Annotated in this window: 15 protein-coding genes; 8 read left to right on the top strand and 7 right to left on the bottom strand. The window is 68.3% G+C overall.

Annotated features, from left to right (window positions below; all coding sequences use genetic code 11):
* The first annotated feature begins 27 nt into the window (after positions 1-27).
* From RM543_RS11070 to RM543_RS11040, 7 genes are read left to right on the top strand one after another with little or no spacing between them, the layout of a single operon-like run.
* Positions 28-1,008 (top strand): LacI family DNA-binding transcriptional regulator, encoded by a 981-nt coding sequence (locus RM543_RS11070; RefSeq protein ID WP_311691587.1) that lies wholly within the window; start codon positions 28-30, stop codon positions 1,006-1,008.
* Complete coding sequence (locus RM543_RS11065; protein ID WP_311691585.1) at positions 1,002-2,024, top strand: ABC transporter substrate-binding protein; 1,023 nt, start codon at positions 1,002-1,004, stop codon at positions 2,022-2,024. The genes RM543_RS11070 and RM543_RS11065 overlap by 7 nt, the downstream gene beginning before the upstream one ends.
* Positions 2,014-2,856: an ABC transporter permease gene (locus RM543_RS11060; RefSeq protein ID WP_311691583.1), complete on the top strand. Its 843-nt coding sequence runs from the start codon at positions 2,014-2,016 to the stop codon at positions 2,854-2,856. Before RM543_RS11065 ends, RM543_RS11060 begins: the two co-directional genes overlap by 11 nt.
* The gene (locus RM543_RS11055; RefSeq protein WP_116084570.1) at positions 2,853-3,629 is read left to right on the top strand and encodes an ABC transporter permease; all 777 of its coding nucleotides are present in this window, start codon (positions 2,853-2,855) and stop codon (positions 3,627-3,629) included. The genes RM543_RS11060 and RM543_RS11055 overlap by 4 nt, the downstream gene beginning before the upstream one ends.
* Entirely contained in the window at positions 3,622-4,581 is a 960-nt protein-coding gene (locus RM543_RS11050; RefSeq protein WP_311691579.1) for an ABC transporter ATP-binding protein, read from the top strand. The genes RM543_RS11055 and RM543_RS11050 overlap by 8 nt, the downstream gene beginning before the upstream one ends.
* On the top strand, positions 4,578-5,477 hold the full coding sequence (locus tag RM543_RS11045) for a nucleoside hydrolase (RefSeq protein WP_311691577.1): 900 nt from the start codon (positions 4,578-4,580) through the stop codon (positions 5,475-5,477). The genes RM543_RS11050 and RM543_RS11045 overlap by 4 nt, the downstream gene beginning before the upstream one ends.
* Positions 5,474-7,231: an adenine deaminase gene (locus RM543_RS11040; RefSeq protein ID WP_311691575.1), complete on the top strand. Its 1,758-nt coding sequence runs from the start codon at positions 5,474-5,476 to the stop codon at positions 7,229-7,231. The genes RM543_RS11045 and RM543_RS11040 overlap by 4 nt, the downstream gene beginning before the upstream one ends.
* Before the next feature lie 2 nt (positions 7,232-7,233).
* On the opposite strand, the gene RM543_RS11035 is transcribed toward RM543_RS11040, so the two are convergent.
* Positions 7,234-8,382, bottom strand: coding sequence for an amidohydrolase (locus RM543_RS11035; RefSeq protein ID WP_311691573.1), 1,149 nt, complete (start codon positions 8,380-8,382; stop codon positions 7,234-7,236).
* Positions 8,383-8,427: 45 nt separating this feature from the next.
* Here RM543_RS11035 and RM543_RS11030 point away from each other — a divergent pair, with 45 nt between their 5' ends.
* A complete protein-coding gene (locus RM543_RS11030; RefSeq protein WP_311691571.1) occupies positions 8,428-9,105 on the top strand; it encodes a phosphoribosyltransferase in 678 nt (225 codons plus the stop codon).
* Here RM543_RS11030 and RM543_RS11025 read toward each other — a convergent pair.
* The 6 genes from RM543_RS11025 to RM543_RS11000 form a co-directional block, all read right to left on the bottom strand.
* Complete coding sequence (locus RM543_RS11025) at positions 9,102-11,186, bottom strand: TRAP transporter permease (RefSeq protein WP_311691569.1); 2,085 nt, start codon at positions 11,184-11,186, stop codon at positions 9,102-9,104. The two genes, RM543_RS11030 and RM543_RS11025, sit on opposite strands and share 4 nt — an antisense overlap.
* A 149-nt stretch (positions 11,187-11,335) precedes the next feature.
* A complete protein-coding gene (locus RM543_RS11020) occupies positions 11,336-12,364 on the bottom strand; it encodes a TAXI family TRAP transporter solute-binding subunit (protein WP_311691567.1) in 1,029 nt (342 codons plus the stop codon).
* A 194-nt stretch (positions 12,365-12,558) separates the two neighbouring features.
* The gene (locus RM543_RS11015) at positions 12,559-13,410 is read right to left on the bottom strand and encodes a metal ABC transporter permease (protein WP_311691565.1); all 852 of its coding nucleotides are present in this window, start codon (positions 13,408-13,410) and stop codon (positions 12,559-12,561) included.
* Positions 13,407-14,294, bottom strand: coding sequence for a metal ABC transporter permease (locus RM543_RS11010; protein WP_311691563.1), 888 nt, complete (start codon positions 14,292-14,294; stop codon positions 13,407-13,409). The genes RM543_RS11015 and RM543_RS11010 overlap by 4 nt, the downstream gene beginning before the upstream one ends.
* On the bottom strand, positions 14,295-15,200 hold the full coding sequence (locus RM543_RS11005) for a manganese/iron ABC transporter ATP-binding protein (protein WP_311691560.1): 906 nt from the start codon (positions 15,198-15,200) through the stop codon (positions 14,295-14,297).
* Positions 15,201-15,290: 90 nt separating this feature from the next.
* Positions 15,291-16,196, bottom strand: coding sequence for a metal ABC transporter substrate-binding protein (locus RM543_RS11000; RefSeq protein WP_311691558.1), 906 nt, complete (start codon positions 16,194-16,196; stop codon positions 15,291-15,293).
* Positions 16,197-16,383: the final 187 nt, after the last annotated feature.

The raw sequence follows: 16,383 nt of genomic DNA, 5'->3' as shown, positions 1-16,383 counted from the left end.
ACAACGGCAGAAGAGGGTTCGCATCGCGTGCAGCCGAAGCTGAAGGACATCGCGAATGCGCTGGGAGTTTCACCAGCCAGCGTGTCCAACGCCCTGCGCGGCACCGGGCGGGTCTCGGCCGAGCTGGCCGAGCGGGTCCGGGCCGAGGCGGACCGCTTAGGCTATCGCCCCGGCCCCGCGGGACGGGCCCTGCGCACCGGTCGCTCCCAGATGCTCGGCCTCATCCTGCCGGATCTGTCCAACCCCCTCTTCCCCCGCATGGCACAGGCGATCCAGCGCCAGAGCGAGACGGCTGGCTACGGCATCCTCATCGCCGACAGCCACGGAGATCGCGGCGGCCAGGAAGAGGCGATCGCGCGGATGCTCCAGCGCGGCGTCGACGCGCTCGTGATCATCCCCCGCCGCGGCACCGTCATAGAGACCCTGCCGGTGCCGCATGCCCTGATCGATACGCCCTCGACGCCCGGCAATACCGTTTCGGCGGACCATCGCGGCGGCGGCGCCACCATCGTGCGCCACCTCGCCGAACGTGGACATTCGAGCCTCGTCCTCATCGGCGACAGCGACGCCTCGCCGGTCCAGCGCGACCGCATCGCCGGGATGCGCGAGAGCCTCGGCGAGGGCATGACGGCAACGACCGCCTGGCTCGAGGAAGACGGCATCTCGACCTGCCTCGAGGCCATCGGACGCGGCGCCACCGCCATCGCGACCACGTCCGACCTCGTCGCCCTGCAGATCCTCGGACCTCTGAACGAGGCCGGCATAGAGGTTCCGGAGCAGGTCGCCCTTTCTGGCTTCGACGATCTTGTCTTCGCCTCGGTCATGCGCCCGGCGCTCACGACGCTGGTGGCGGATTCGAACGCCATCGGCAGCCACGCGATCGAGACCCTCACCGCAATACTAGAAGGGCGGCCCTCACCGCCCCCGATGCGCGTCCCCATGACGCTCATCCCGCGCGCCTCGACGGCGCTGAAGACCAACCCCCGACAGGAGACCATCCCATGCTGAAACGCTCCCTCATAGCCGGCGCCTCCGTGCTGGCCCTCGCGCCCGCCGCGAACGCCCAGGATTGCGAACTGACCATCTCGGTCTATTCCTTCGCGCAGGACGAGTTCGACGAGATCCTCTACACGCCCTTCGAAGAGGAAACGGGCTGCGAGGTTATCGTCGAGACCGGCAACTCCGTCGAGCGGCTGGCCAAGATCGCCGCCAACAGGGAAAACCCGGTGATCGACATGGCGGTGGTCTCCGTCCACGACGCGCTCGAAGCCTCCCGCGACGGCCTCCTCCAGACGATCGACACGGGCGCGCTCGAGAACTTCGACAAGCTCTACGATCTCGCCAAGGACCCGCTCGGCAACGGCGAGGCGATCGGCTACACCTTCTACGCGACCTCCATCGCCTACCGCACCGACAAGGTCGAGGTGACGAGCTGGGGCGATCTTCTCTCCGAGGAACTCGCAGGCAACGTCGCCTTCCCGGATGTCACGACGAACCAGGGCCCCCCGGCCCTCTACATGCTCGGCAAGGCGCTCGGCGACGACGACACCTCCCTCGAGACGCCGATGGAAGAGCTCGGCGAGCATTCCGACGACATCGTCACCTTCTACGTCCGGTCGTCCCAGCTCGCGCAGCTGATGATGCAGGAAGAGATCTGGGCCGCTCCGATCGGCCGCTTCGCCTGGGGCCAGTTCAAGGACAGCGGCCTGCCCATCGCCTGGGCCGAGCCCGAGGAAGGCCAGACCGGCGGCCTGAACGTCATGGTCATGACGGCGAACAACGGCAACGAGGAGCTGGCGACGCGGTTCATGGATTACTGGCTCTCCACCGAAGTCCAGACCAAGCTCGCCGAGGGTCTCGTGGACAGCCCCGCCAATGCCGAGGTCACCGTCTCGGACGAGGCGGCCGACAACCTGACCTACGGCGCCGAGACCGTCGCACAGCTCGACCTGTTGCCGCCCGAGGCCATCGTCGACAACCGCGAGGCCTGGATCGAGCAGTGGAACGCTCTCGTTGTCCAGTAGCGTCTTCGGCAACCGCACGACCGGTCTTTCGCTGACATTGCCCGCGGCGCTCTTCGCCGCGGCCTTGTTCCTGGTGCCGGTCGCCATCCTGCTCTCGGAGGCCTTCGTCGGCCCCGAGGGCGGGTTCTCGCTCTCCGCCTATTCCGACTTCTTCGCCGACCCGCGCTACCGCGCCGTCTTCTGGCGCACGCTGAAGCTCGGTGTCCTCGTCACGCTGACCGCCGCGATCATCGGCTACGTCGCGGCCTTCGCCATCGTCTCCCTGCCGCCGAAATCGCGGGGACGGATCTTCGGCCTGGTGATCCTGCCGCTGATGATCTCCCCCGTCGCGCGGACCTATGCCTGGCTCGTGATCCTCGGCCGCACCGGGATCGTGAACGAAACGCTCGGCCTCTTCGGGATCGAACCGATCCGCTTTCTCTTCACCGAGACGGCCGTTTTCATCGGCCTGTTGCAGCTCTTCATGCCGCTGATGATCGTCAGCCTGATCTCCGCGATGGAGAACATGCCGTCCGACGCCGTTCCCGCCGCCCGTCTTCTCGGCGCGAACTGGGTCCAGGTCTTCCTGCGGGTGATCCTGCCACTGACCCGCGAGGGCCTCGTGATCGGCGGGACGCTCGTCTTCACCGGCTCGCTCACCGCGTACATCACCCCCGCGATCCTCGGTGGCTCCAAGGTCCTGATGCTGGAGACGCTGCTCTACCAGCGCGTCACCGTCGCCCGGGACTTCGCCTCCGCCAGCGTCATCGCCCTCATCCTCATCCTCATGTGCTTCGGTGCGAACCTCGTCCTGCGCCGCCTCGCCACCGTGAAGCGGAGGACCGCAGCATGAACCGCATCGCCGCCTGGACCGTGATATCGCTCCTTCTGGTGTTCCTGATCGGACCCTTCATCATCATCCTCGGCGCCGCCCTCTCGGCGGGTCCGGTGATGGCGTTTCCGCCGGACGGGCTGTCGCTGCAATGGTTCGAGAAGGTCTTCTCGATCGACAGCTTCCGCTCCTCCTTCGCGATCTCGATCTGGCTCGGCCTGTGCTCCCCGCTCGCCGCGCTGATCCTGGGCGTGCCGGCCTCCTACGCCATGGCCCGCTACGACGTGCGCGGGGCGGAGCTGGTGCGCCTCCTCGTCTCCGCGCCGATCATCGTCCCCGGCATCATCGTCGGCCTCGCGCTCCTGCGCTACCTCGTGATCCCGACCGGGATCGGCATCGGGCTGGCGCTCTTCCTCGCGCATACGGCGCTCGTCCTGCCCTATGCCGTCCGGGTCGTCTCGGCCTCGATGGACAACCTGCGCGCGGATATCGAGGAAGCCGCGGTGATGCTCGGCTGCTCCCGGCTCGGTGCATTCCTCAGGGTCGTCCTGCCGAACATCAGGGGCGGCATCCTCGCCGCCTTCATCCTCGGCTTCGTCACCTCCTTCAACGAAGTGCCGGTGGCCCTCTTCCTGTCCGGCCCCGGCATCACCACGCTGCCGATCGACATGATCGGTTACATGGAAATCACCTATGACCCCTCGGTGGCGGCGCTCGCCGCGCTCCTCGCGGCGCTGTCGATCGCGATCGTCTTCGCCGCCGAGCGGTTCCTCGGATTGTCCCGCTATGTCTGACTATGTCTCACTCCAGGGCCTGACCCTGACCTATGGCGACACCGTCGCCGTGCCCGCGCTCGATCTTGAGATCGCCAAGGGCGAACTGATCTGTCTTCTCGGGCCATCGGGCTGCGGCAAGACCACGACGATGCGGGCCATTGCGGGCCTGCTCAATCCCAGCTCCGGCACCATCACCATCGATGGGCGGGACGTGACGCGGGTACCGCCGTCGCGCAGGGAGGTCGGGCTCGTGTTCCAGTCCTACGCGCTCTTCCCGCATCTCAGCGTCTACGACAACGTGGCCTTCGGGCTGAAAATGAAGAAGACCCCGGATCTCGATGCGCGGGTCAAGGAAGGGTTGGCGACGGTGGGCCTTTCAGACTTCGCCTCCCGGATGCCGGCGGAGCTGTCCGGCGGCCAGCAGCAACGCGTCGCCCTCGCGCGTTCGCTGGTGATGCAGCCCAAGGTGCTTCTGCTCGACGAGCCCTTGTCCAACCTCGACGCCCGCCTGCGTCTCGAGATGCGGATGGAGCTGCAACGCGTCCAGCGCGAGACCGGCGTCACCATGGTCTTCGTCACCCACGACCAGGCCGAGGCGCTGTCCCTCGCCGACCGGATCATCGTCATGCGCGGCGGCCGGATCGAACAGCAGGGCAGCCCGGAGGAGATCTACAACCGTCCCGCCACCGGCTTCGTCGCCGATTTCGTCGGCTTCGAGACGATCCTGCCGCAGGAGGACGGCACCGCGCTGGCCTGGCGCCCGAGCGCCGTGGAGCTGGGCAGCGGGCCCTACGAGGGCCGCGTCCAGGGCGTCTCCTTCGCCGGGGAGCGGCGGGACTATGTCCTCGATACGCAGTTCGGCCAGATCAAGGCGGATGTCGCCGCCGAACGTCCCGCCCATGGCATCGGCGAGACGGTTGCCTTCGACCTGCCCCGCGAGAGGGCCGTGACGCTGGAGAGAGCAAAATGAGCGGCGCCGACATCGACCCTGCCGCGCCCCCAGTCTGGATCGACACCGACATGGGCGTGGACGATCTCTTCGCGATCCTCGCGATCACGGCGCGCGTTCCCGTCGCGGGCGTCTCCGTCTCCTTCGGCTGCAGCACGCTGCCCAGGGCCTGCGAGAATGCCGCCGGCGCGGCGGAGCTCTTCTGCGGCGACTGCGCCCTCTTCTCCGGAGCGGACCGGCCGATCCTCGGACAGGTCGAGACCGCCGAGCGGATCCTCGGCCCGCGCGGCATGCCGACCCGAGGCATGGAAGTGCCGCCGCGGCGCGCCGATCTGTCCGCCGCCCTTCCGGCCCTGACGACGTGGCTCGAGGAGGGCGGCGGCCCGATCCTCGCGCTCGGGCCGCTGACCAATCTGGCCACGCTCGCCCTCGCCCGGCCGGACCTGCGCCCCGACGAGATCACGTGGATGGGCGGCAGCCTCGGGCGGGGCAACCATACCGAGTTCGCCGAGTTCAACGCGCTGGCCGATGCGCTGGCCGTCCGGATCCTGCTGGAGCGCGGCACCCGGATCCGCATGATCGACCTCGAGGCCTGCCGGAAGGTGCAGATCGTCGAGGAGGACATAGAGCGCCTGCCCTGCGATCTGCTGCGGGACCTGATGGGCGGCTATCTCGATATCGGCCTGTCCCGCGGGCGAAGCAGCATGGCGCTCTACGATCCCGTGGCCGCCGCCGCCCTTCTCGCGCCGGATCTCTTCCGCTTCGAGGACATCGCCCTTGAGGTGGACATCAGCGAGGGCGAGCGCCGGGGTCAGACCCGCCGCGGCGACGGTCCCGCCAATGCCCGGATTGCAACCGACGTGGATGCGGAGGCGGTGCGGGAGTGGTGCTTCCAATCCTGGGCAAGCGTGGGATGAGCGATGCCGACCTCACCGATCCCGAACTGCGGGACCGCGCCGTCGCCGCCGCCATGGGCCGCGCCCCGTTCGATCTGCTGATCCGCGGCGGGCGCATCGCCTGCCCCGTGACGCACACGCTGCGGCAGGCGGATGTCGGCATCGTCGGCGCCCTGATCGCCTCGGTGCATGCGCCGGACCCGGCGCACGAAGCGGGCGTGGTGATCGAGGCTGACGGGCTGACGATTGCACCGGGCTTCATCGACACGCACATGCATGTCGAAAGCTCCATGGTCACGCCAGCCGCCTATGCCGCCGCGATGCTGCCGCGGGGGGTCACGACCGCCGTCTGGGACCCCCACGAATTCGCCAACGTCGCCGGCCGGGCCGGAATGGACTACGCGCTCGGCGAGGCGGATGCCTCCCCCTTGCGGTTCCTGCCGCTCGTTCCATCCTGCGTTCCCGCCGCACCGGGCTATGAAGTGTCCGGCGCCGATTTCGGGCCGGAGATCATCGCGGACCTCCTCGCCGAGCCGGGCACCTTCGGCCTCGCCGAGGTGATGGACATGGCCGCCGTGACCGGCCGCGCGGACCGGATGCGCGGCATCGTCCAGGCTGCGCTCACCTCCGGCAAGATGATCTGCGGCCATGCTAGAAGTCTCGAGGGCGGCGCGTTGCAGGCCTATGCCGCCTCCGGAATCGCGTCCGACCACGAGCTGACCTCGCCCGACGACCTCCGCGCGCGCCTCGAGGCGGGCATGACGGTCGAACTGCGCGGCTCGCACGATCACCTGCTTCCGGGCTTCGCGGAGCTGCTGGAGGCGCTGCCGCAGCTTCCGCCCACCGTGACGCTCTGCACCGACGATGTCTTTCCCGACGATCTGGCGGCCGCGGGCGGGCTCGACGACGTGCTTCGCCGGCTCATCCGCTACGGCCTGTCGCCGATGCGCGCGCTTCAGGCGGCGACGCTGAACGGCGCACTCCGGATCGGGCGGTCCGACCTCGGCCTCGTCGGCCCCGGCAAACGCGCCGATCTCGTCCTGCTGGAAGATCTGGATTCGGTCAGCGTCGTGCGGGTGATCCGGGATGGCGCCCCCGTTCGTCCGGCCTCGCCGGAGCCACGCCGTGTTCCGCCCGCGCTCCTCGGCATCATGCATTGCGATGCCCCGTCGCCCGCTGAGATCCTGCCCCGCGCCGAAGGGGCCCGCGTCCGCGTCGCCACCATCGACCGTCCGCGGTTCACGCAATGGGGGGAGACTGTGGCCGAGGTCAGGGACGGGCGCGTGCAGCCGCCGAAGGACGCCACGCTCATCTCCGTGCTTCACCGACATGGTCGCGGCCCCTCGACCCCTCGTACCGGTTTCCTGACCGGGTGGGGCCGCTGGCACGGCGCGTTCGGCACCACCGTGAGCCATGACAGCCACAACCTGACCCTCTTCGGCGCCGAGCCCGAGGATCTCGCAGTCGCGGCCGAGGCGCTGATCGCCTGCGGCGGCGGGATGGTTGCGGTGAAGGACGGACGGGTCACCGCCCTTCTGCCCCTGCCCGTCGCCGGCCTCGTCTCGGACGCGCCGCTGGAGGAGATCGCCGCGGGCTTTACCGCGCTCAAGACCGCGATGGACGAGATCGTGGAATGGAACCCGCCCTACCTCGTCTTCAAGGCGCTGGTGGGCGCGACCCTCGCCTGCAATGCCGGGCCGCACCAGACCGACCTCGGCATCGCGGACCCGCTCGCCGGGCGCCTCCTGCCGAGCCCGGTCCTCGGACCGGCATGAGGTCAGGCGCCGAGGGCCTTCCGTGCGACCGCCACCCAGAACGCGACGCCGGTCGGAAGCGCGTCGTCGTTGAAATCGTAACCGGGATTGTGGTGAAGCGCGCCGTCCCGCGCCGGGCCGTTGCCGAGCCAGACATAGGCGCCCGGCGCCTCCGCCGAGAAGAAGGCGAAGTCGTCCCCGGCCGTAGAAGGCGGAAAGCCCGTATCCACGCCCGTCGACACCTCCTCTGCGGCAGCAAGCGCGATGGCCGTGGCGCCCGCATCGTTCACGACCGGCGGAATGCGGCGGATGAAGGTATACTCCGCCTCGACGCACATCGAAGCCGCGATGCCGCGCGCGAGGCGGCCGATCTCCGTCTCCAGCTGGTCCCGCACGTCGGGCGAGAAGGCCCGCGCCGTGCCGCCGATCTGCACCTCGGCCGGGATCACGTTCAGCGCGTTCATGTCGCCCCCCGAGACCGCGCAGGCGCTGACGATGGCGGGTTGCAGCGGATCGACGACGCGGCCCGGAATGGTCTGGAGCGCGGCGAGAAACTGCCCCGACGCCGTTACCGCGTCCCGCCCCTGGTGGGGCTTTGCGCCATGGGAGCCGATGCCGCGGAAGCTCACGCGCCACGAATCGGAGGAGGCGAGCTGCGGACCCGCGACCACGGCCATGCGATCACAGGGAATGCCGGGCATGTTGTGCAGCCCGAAGACGTGATTGCAGGGGAATTGCGTGAACAATCCCTCCTCCACCATGCGCCGCGCGCCGCCGCGCCCCTCCTCGGCGGGCTGGAAGATGAAGTGGACGGTACCTGCGGGCGGATCCGCGGCGAGAACCTCCGCCGCGCCGAGAAGCATCGCGGTATGCCCGTCATGGCCGCAGGCATGCATCCGCCCCGGCACCTCGGAGGCATAGGCGCGTCCGGAGGTTTCGCTCATGGCAAGCGCGTCCATGTCGGCGCGGAGGCCTACGGACGGCCCCTGCCCTCCCCGGAGCGTGCCGACGATGCCCGTCTCGGCGATGCCCACCGTGACCTCGAGGCCGAGGGCCCTCAGGCGCGCGGCGACGGCGGCCGCCGTCCGATGCTCCTCGAACCCGAGTTCCGGATGGCGATGCAAGTCCTGGCGGAACGCGGCGAGCGCGTTGAAATCTATATTGTCCTTCATCCGGGCAGTTTAACCGCAAGAGACAGTGAGAGGTAGTCACGCAGCATGGAAGATCACGACTTCTGGCAGGACTTTCTGAACGCGGACGAGGCTCCGGCGGCGCCGTTCGACCGAAGTTACCCGGCGCGGCTGCCGGATGGGCGCGTGCTCCTGCTTCCGATCAGGCCGCTGAAGGGCACGCGCCACGCCATCGCCTCCCTGATCCTGGGCCAGGCCTCCTTCGCGGTCGAGGCAGCGCTCGCCGATGCCCTCGCGGAGCGGCTGAAGGTCCATGCGCCCGAGATCGTCATCGGACTGCCGACGCTTGGCCTGTCGCTCGCGCGGGCGGTGGCGCAGCGGCTCGGCCACGCGCGGTACGTGCCCCTCGGGACATCGCGCAAGTTCTGGTACGATCCGGCGCTGTCCGTTCCGCTCTCCTCGATCACGAGCCCTGACAGCACCAAGCGCCTCTACCTCGATCCGCGTCTGCTGCCGCTCCTCGAGGGGCGCCGGACCGCGATGATCGACGATGCGATCTCCACCGGCAGCTCCATGCGCGCGGGGCTGGAGCTCTTGGATCTCGCGGGCCGGCCGCCCGTCGTTCTCGGCGCGGCGATGCTGCAGACGGAGCGCTGGAGAGGCCTTCTGGATCAGCTCCCGGTCGAGGGCGCCTTCCGCTCTCCCCTCCTCGAAGGGGCGCCCGGTGCCTGGCGCGTCGCCGCGAACCAGGCGCCGCCTGCCTAGGAGGTCGCCCGCTCCAGCGGATCCTTGCGGAGCGCCGGGAATTGCCTGATCAGAACCGGCAGGACCAGGAGCACACCGATGAGCGTGGCGTAGAGATCCGGCGCCACCAGCAGGATCGCCGACAGGGCGAGAAGCACCCGCTCGTAGGCCCGGAGCGGGGCGAAGAGCCAGTTGGAGAAGGCGGCGGAGAGCATCCAGATGCCCGCCATCGCGCCAAAGGTCGACAGGAAGAACTCGCTCCATGTGAAGCCTTCCGTGACGAGCAGCATCGACGGCGAGAAGGCGAAGACGAACGGGACGAGCGCCTTGCCCATGCCGAGCCGGAAGGCGGTGTTGCCGGCCTTGAAGGCGTTTGCATCCGCGATCCCAGCCGCGGCATAGGCCGCGAGCGCCACAGGGGGCGTGATGTCCGCCAGCACACCGTAATAGAAGACGAAGAAGTGCGCGACGATGGGCTGCACGCCGAGGAGCCCGAGGATCGGCGCCGCGACGGCGATCATGATGAGGTAGTTCGCCGTGGTGGGGATGCCGCACCCCATGAGGACGCAGACGACGGCAGTCATGAAAAGCGTGAAGAGCAGCGTCATCGCCTCGACGGACATGATCTCGAACGGCAGGACCGACAGGAACGCGCTCAGGTCCGTGGCCCAGCCGGCGGCGACCGAGGTGACCATGTAGGCGATCTTGAAGCCGACGCCGGTCAGCGTGACGACACCGATGATGACGCCGACGAGGGCGGCGGCCACGGTGACGGAGAGCGAGTATTTCGCACCGACGACGAAGCCGTCCCACGTTTCCCGCACGCTCTCGACGGCAGCGGTTTTGAGGTCGTGCCGGACGATGTTCTGCACGATCAGCACGAGGATGCAGCCAAGGATGCCGTAGAACGCCGCGAGGTAGGGCGTGTACCCGGAGAGCAGCGTGGCGACGAGGACGAAGAGCGGCAACGTCGTGAGCCAGCCGGCCTTGAAGACGGTCCAGGCGACGGGAAGCTCGTCCTTCGTCAGCCCGCGCAGGCCGCGGCGGCGCGCTTCGAGATGGACCTGAACGAGGACGCCGAAGAAGTGCATGAACGCGGGCACGAGGGCGGCGGTGAGGATCGTGGTGAGGGGGACGCCCAGGTACTCGATCATCAGGAAGGCCACGGCGCCCATGACCGGCGGCGTGATCTGACCGCCCGTCGAGGACGCGGCTTCCACCGCGGCGGCGAAGTGGCGCGGATAGCCGATCCGGATCATCGCCGGGATCGTCAGCGAGCCGGTGGTGACGGTATTGGCGATGGAGGAGCCGGAAATCGAGCCGAGCATGGCCGAGGACACGACGGAGACCTTCGCCGGACCGCCGGCGAACCGTCCCGCAAGGGCCGAGGCGAGGTCGATGAAGAGCTGGCCGAGACCGATCCGCGTCGCCATCACGCCGAAGAGCACGAAGTGGAAGACGTAGGTCGATATGACCCCGAGCGCTGTGCCGTAGATGCCCTGGCTCGTCAGGTAGAGGTGGTTCACGATGCCGGTCCAGTCGGCGCCGGGATGGGTGAGCACCCCGGGCATGGACCGTCCGAAATAGGCGTAGGCGAGGAACAGCAGCGCGATGATCGGGAGCGGCCAGCCCATCGCCCGGCGGGTCGCCTCGAGCAGGGTGACGATCAGGATGGTTCCCATGATGACGTCGATCGGCAGCGGCGCACCGACGCGGAAGGCCAGATCGTCGAAGATCCACGGCACGTAGAAGGCGGAGACGGCGCCTGCGATCGCGAAGGCCCAGTCATAGAGCGGCAGGCCGAGCGGCGCGAGAATCCCCTGGTGCGGCGTGTCCCGGCGGTTCCAGAGCGTGAAGGACAGGAACACGAGCGCAAGCGTGAAGGCGAGGTGCAGGCCGCGATGGGTCGTCGCCTGCGGGATGCCGTAGCCGGCGGTGTAGAAGTGGTAGCAGGACAGCACGAACAGCGCGATCGCCGTGACCCAGCCGAGGAACGGCGGCAACGGGCGGAAGCGCACTTCGGGATCGTAGCGCTCCTCCAGCTCCTTCATCTGCTCTTCGGTCAGATGCTCGGCGCGCTCTTGATCGGGAAGCTGGGTCATCGGGGTGTCTCCGAAGGGTCCGCATACGCCGGTCGGGGGCGCTGCGGCGGGTCGCAATCATACTGTCGGGGAAGCCGGGCGATCCGGCGATGGCTGTAACCCGGGGGCGCGCCATGGCGCCCCCGGATCTGTCCTTGGCGATCAGGCGATCACTCGGCCGCGGAACCTTCCGGCAGTTCCATGCCCTGCTCCTCGTAGAAGCGGGCGGCGCCGGGGTGCAGCGGGATGCCGACACCGTTCAGCGCCGTATCGGCGGTGATTTCCTTGCCCTTCTGGTGGCCGGCATCGAGCAGCTTGCGGGTATTCTCGTTCCACAGGGCCGCGGTGATGTCGTAGACGAGCTCCTCGGGCTGATCCGCGCTCGTCACCCACTGGGCGCCTACGGACAGCGTGGTGACGTCCTCGTCCACGCCTTCATAGGTGCCGGCCGGAACGACGTTCTCGGCGAAGAAGGTGTACTCGTCGCGGATCGAGGAGGCCTCGTCACCGGAGATCGGAACCAGCGTGATATCGTCCTGGCTCGCCAGTTCGGCGATGGCGCCGGCCGGGAAGCCGCCGACGAAGAAGAACGCGTCCATCGCGCCGTCGCGCATGCGCTCGGCGGCCTGGTCGGGTTTCAGGAACGCGGCGTCCACGTCATCTTCGGAGAGGCCGTAGGCGCCGAGGATGATGCGGGCGTCGACGAGGGTGCCGGAGCCCGGCTCGTCGAGCGAGACGCGCTTGCCCTCGAGATCGGCCACGCCCTCGATGCCGCTGTCCGCGGCGGCGACGAGGTGGATCGTCTCGGGGTAGAGGTTGGCGATGGCGCGCAGGCCCTCGACCGCGTCACGGTCTTCCCAGATGCCGGTGCCCGTCTGCGCCCAGGTGGCGACGTCGGACTGGGCGAAGCCGGATTCCAGCGTGCCGCCGGCAATGGCGTTGACGTTGGCCACGGAGCCGTTGGCGGACAGCGCCGTCGCGATCAGACCCGGCACGCCGCAGGAGCCGCCTTCCTCGCAGGCACGGGATCCCGGCGGGCTGGAGATCGCGTTCGCGATGAGGCCGCCGATCGGGTAATAGGTGCCGGCGGTGCCGCCGGTGCCGATGCGGAAGAACTGCGGTTCCTGGGCGCTTGCGGACCCGGCGGCGACGAGGCCGATCGCGGCGACACCCGCCGCTTTGATGAGATGGCGAAACATGACTCGCTCCCTGTTTGGTTTATGGAATCGAGCCAATCACATTGCCGGGAATGGCACAATGGCGCGCAGAACGCGGGCATCTGCCGATCTGATGGGCGTGTACGCCTGCCGCTGCACTTGCAAAGCAGGCCGGCCCGTCGAAGCGAGCCCGTTGCCGGACGGCCAACGGCTCGAAGGGCGCAACTGGGGCGATGTCAGCTCTCGGCAGCGTTCAGCCGCCTCGACGCGGCTCGGGTCGTTCGCAGCCGGAGGATGAACGCGACGAGGAACATCGCCGTCAGGATCAGGATCACCGTCGGGGCCGGCGCGCTGTCGAGCCAGAAGCTGGCATAGACGCCGCCGAGCATCGCCGCGAGGCAGACCGTCACCGCGACCGCCATCATCTGTCCGAAGCTCCGGACCGTCAGGAAGGCGATGGCCCCCGGCGCGATCAGAAGCCCCACGGCGAGGATCAGGCCGGTGGAGGTGAGCGTCGCGACGATGGTCAGGGACAGGATGGACAGAAGGCCGTAATGCAGCCAGTTCGTCCTCAGACCGCTCGCCTGCGCCTGCGCCGGATCGAAGGCGTGGAGGAGGAAGTCCTTCCACTTCACCAGAAGGACTCCCGACACTCCGAGCGCGATCAGACCCGCCGTCCAGAGGTCCTGCGCCCCGACCCCGAGCATGTTGCCGAAGAGGACGTGATCGAGATGCTGGTTCGTGTCGATCGAGGTGTAGAGGATGATGCCGACCCCGAACATGCCCGAGAAGACGACACCCATCACCGTGTCCTGCTTCACCCGGCTGTTCTCGGCGAGGTAACCGGTCAGGAGCGCGCAGCCCATTCCGGCGGCGAAGGCTCCGACGATGAGCGGGATGCCCGTGATCCAGGCAAGCACGATGCCCGGCAGGATTGAATGGCTGACCGCATCCCCCATGAGCGCCCAGCCCTTGAGGACGAGGAAGCATGAGAGCAGCGCCGTCGGCACCGCCACGAGGGCGGCGATGGCGAATGCCTTGAGCATGAATGGAAACTGAAACGGAAGAAGAAGCGTCTCGAAGGTCATTCCGCCGGCTCCCCTGTTGCCCTGAGCGGCAGAGGCTCCCTCAGCGCCGCCCGCGCCTTGCGCTTCGCCGCCAGGATGCCGTGCTTGGGTGCGAAGACGAAGGCGGCAAGGAAGATCAGCGTCTGGAGGGTGACGATCACGCCCCCCGTCGCCCCGTCAAGGAAGTAGCTGGCATAGGCGCCGAAGAAGCTCGTCCCCGCGCCGATCGCGACGGAGAGCATCAGGAGCCTCGGGAACCGGTCGCACAGCAGATACGCCGTCGCCCCAGGCGTCACCACCATGGCGATGACGAGAAACGCTCCGACCGTCTGCATCGCGGCGACGACCGCGGCGGAGAGCAGGACGAAGTAGACCGCCTTGAGAAGGCCCGGCCGCAGCCCGATGGATCGCGCATGGTTCTCGTCGAAGAAGGTGACCATGAGATCCTTCCATTTCAGCAGAAGGACCGTCAGCGAGACCGCCCCGATGACCGCGAGCTGAAGCGTGTCTCCGGGCGTGATGGCGAGGATGTTGCCCATCGTGATGGTCTGGATCGAGACCGACATCGGGTTGATCGAGACGAGGAACAGGCCGAGCCCGAAGAAGGCCGTGAAGATGAGGCCGATGATCACGTCCACCTTGAGCCCCGAGCGGTCCGACAGGAAGAGCATCGCCCCCGCCGCCAGCCCGCCCGCGAGGAACGCGCCGAGCGCGAATGGCAGGCCGAGCATGTACGCCCCGGCGACGCCCGGAACCACGGAATGGGAGAGCGCGTCCCCGATCAGCGACCATCCCTTGAGCATGAGATAGACCGACAGGAACGCGCAGACCGCCCCCACCATGGCCGAGACCCACATCGCGTTCGTCATGTAGGAATAGGCGAACGGCTCGAGCAGAACGTCCATCTACTCGCCCTCGCCCTGCGTCCGCGGCCGGTCGCCGTAATGAACGAGCGGTCGCTCGTCGTCCGTGAAGATGGAGATCGAGCGGGCATCCGCATCGTGATCCTCGTGCAGGTCCGCGCCGCCCAACGTGAAATGGCGCAAAACACCGCCGAAGGCTTGTTCGAGGTTGGCGCGGGTGAAGGTCGTCCCGGTCGGTCCGTGGGCCAGCACCGTTCCCTTCACGAGGACGCAGCGGTCGCAGAACTCGGGCACGGACCCGAGATTGTGGGTGGAGACGAGCATCACCCGCCCCTCCGCCTTCAGCTCCTTCAGCAGGACGATGATCTGCTCCTCGGTCCTTACGTCGACGCCGGTGAACGGCTCGTCCAGCAGGATCACCCGGCCGTCCTGGGCGAGGGCCCGGGCGAGGAACACGCGCTTGCGCTGACCGCCAGAGAGCTCGCCGATCTGGCGGTGCCGGAACTCCTGCATGTTCACGCGCGCGAGCGCCTCGTCCACCGCCGCCCGGTCCGCCGGTTTGGGGCGCCGCAGAAAACCCATATGGCCGTAGCGCCCCATCATCACCACGTCCTCGACCAGCACCGGAAAGGCCCAGTCGACCTCCTCCGATTGCGGAACGTAGGCGACCAGGTTCTCCCGCAGCGCCTCCTTCACGCTGCGGCCCAGAAGCCGGATCTCCCCGCGCGCCGCCGGAACGAACCCCATGATCGCCTTGAAGAGCGTGGACTTCCCGGCCCCGTTCACCCCGACGAGGGCCGTTACCGTGCCGCGGGGGATGCCGAAGCTGGCATGGGACAGCGCGGTATGCCCGTTGCGGTAGGTGACCGTCACGTCGTCCGCGTAGATCCCGCCCGCGGGTCCCTCCGCGTCGGTCTTCCTGTCGATGTCGGCCGTGGTGTCGAGCATGTCTGATCCCTGATTGGCGGGCCGCCATGTCCCCGGCGCCCCGCTCCTGTTGTCATCGGGGGGCCGGCTAAGCCCCCCTCGCGCTCCCTGTCATTCCGCCGCGGGCGCGAGGCCGTTCGCAACCGTCTCGGAGGTCACGCGGAGAAGATCGAGGTAGCTCGGCACGGGTCCGTCGGCGGCGGAGAGCGAGTCGACATAGAGCTCGCCGCCGTACTCCGCACCCGTCTCCCGCGCGACCTGGCGGGCCGGCGCGGTGTTCACCGTGCTTTCGCAGAAGACCACCGGCACCTCGTTGTCGCGCACCCCGTCGATCACCTTGCGAACCTGCTGCGGCGTCCCCGTCTGATCCGCGTTCATTGGCCAGAGATAGAGCTCCTTCAGCCCGAAGTCGCGCGCGAGGTAGGAAAACGCGCCTTCGCAGGTCACCAGCCAGCGCTGGTCCTCGGGGATCGTCGCGATGCGCTCGCGCAAGGGCTCGATGGTCGCGCGGATCTCCTCCTTGTAGGCCGCTCCGTTGGCCTCGTAGGTTCCTGCATTGTCCGGATCGACTTCCGAAAAGGCCGCGACGATATTGTCGACGTAGCGGGCGGCATTCTCGAGGCCCATCCAGGCATGCGGGTTCGACTGACCCTCGTAGGCCCCTTCCGCGATCGGGATCGCGTCGATCCCGTCCGTCAGCGTGGCGGACGGCACATCGCCGAGATTGGCGAGGAACTGCTCGAACCAGAGCTCGAGGTTCAGACCGTTCCAGAGCACGAGGTCGGCCCCTCTCGTGCGGACGATGTCCCGCGGGGTCGGCTCGTAGCCGTGGATTTCAGCGCCGGGCTTGGTCACCGACACGACCTCGGCCGCGTCCCCGGCCACGTTCTGCGCCATGTCGGCAAGGACGGTGAAGGTGGTGACCACCTTCATCGGCTCTCCGTCCTGCGCCCGCGCGGTCGCGGCGAGCGCGATGAGCGCGGTCCCGGCAAGCATGAGGCGGGTCGGTCTCGGCATGGATGTCTCCCATCGGCTGATATCGGGCCGCACCCGGGGGGAGCGGCGTCTGCATCGGATACATACGCTTTTGCGAACAATTCGCAAGTAGGGTCTCAAGTATATGTGGCTCCGGCCCTTTGACGAGGACCGGCGCCGGACCGACGGGCGGCGGCGTCCAGCCTCGCCATAACGCGCGCCGCCCAGC

Source organism: Tropicimonas omnivorans, assembly GCF_031846565.1.
Taxonomy (GTDB): domain Bacteria; phylum Pseudomonadota; class Alphaproteobacteria; order Rhodobacterales; family Rhodobacteraceae; genus Tropicimonas_B; species Tropicimonas_B omnivorans.
The sequence above is the reverse complement of the archived record's forward strand: the minus strand, read 5'-3'. Positions and strand labels throughout refer to the sequence as shown.

What these genes read in the sequence shown, in the direction of transcription:
- RM543_RS11065 (WP_311691585.1), top strand. Translation starts at nt 1,002, where the DNA reads ATGCTGAAACGCTCCCTCATAGCCGGCGCCTCCGTGCTGGCCCTCGCG.
- RM543_RS11055 (WP_116084570.1), top strand. Translation starts at nt 2,853, where the DNA reads ATGAACCGCATCGCCGCCTGGACCGTGATATCGCTCCTTCTGGTGTTC.
- RM543_RS11050 (WP_311691579.1), top strand. Translation starts at nt 3,622, where the DNA reads ATGTCTGACTATGTCTCACTCCAGGGCCTGACCCTGACCTATGGCGAC.
- RM543_RS11045 (WP_311691577.1), top strand. Translation starts at nt 4,578, where the DNA reads ATGAGCGGCGCCGACATCGACCCTGCCGCGCCCCCAGTCTGGATCGAC.
- RM543_RS11040 (WP_311691575.1), top strand. Translation starts at nt 5,474, where the DNA reads ATGAGCGATGCCGACCTCACCGATCCCGAACTGCGGGACCGCGCCGTC.
- RM543_RS11035 (WP_311691573.1), bottom strand. Translation starts at nt 8,382, where the DNA reads ATGAAGGACAATATAGATTTCAACGCGCTCGCCGCGTTCCGCCAGGAC.
- RM543_RS11030 (WP_311691571.1), top strand. Translation starts at nt 8,428, where the DNA reads ATGGAAGATCACGACTTCTGGCAGGACTTTCTGAACGCGGACGAGGCT.
- RM543_RS11025 (WP_311691569.1), bottom strand. Translation starts at nt 11,186, where the DNA reads ATGACCCAGCTTCCCGATCAAGAGCGCGCCGAGCATCTGACCGAAGAG.
- RM543_RS11020 (WP_311691567.1), bottom strand. Translation starts at nt 12,364, where the DNA reads ATGTTTCGCCATCTCATCAAAGCGGCGGGTGTCGCCGCGATCGGCCTC.
- RM543_RS11015 (WP_311691565.1), bottom strand. Translation starts at nt 13,410, where the DNA reads ATGACCTTCGAGACGCTTCTTCTTCCGTTTCAGTTTCCATTCATGCTC.
- RM543_RS11010 (WP_311691563.1), bottom strand. Translation starts at nt 14,294, where the DNA reads ATGGACGTTCTGCTCGAGCCGTTCGCCTATTCCTACATGACGAACGCG.
- RM543_RS11005 (WP_311691560.1), bottom strand. Translation starts at nt 15,200, where the DNA reads ATGCTCGACACCACGGCCGACATCGACAGGAAGACCGACGCGGAGGGA.
- RM543_RS11000 (WP_311691558.1), bottom strand. Translation starts at nt 16,196, where the DNA reads ATGCCGAGACCGACCCGCCTCATGCTTGCCGGGACCGCGCTCATCGCG.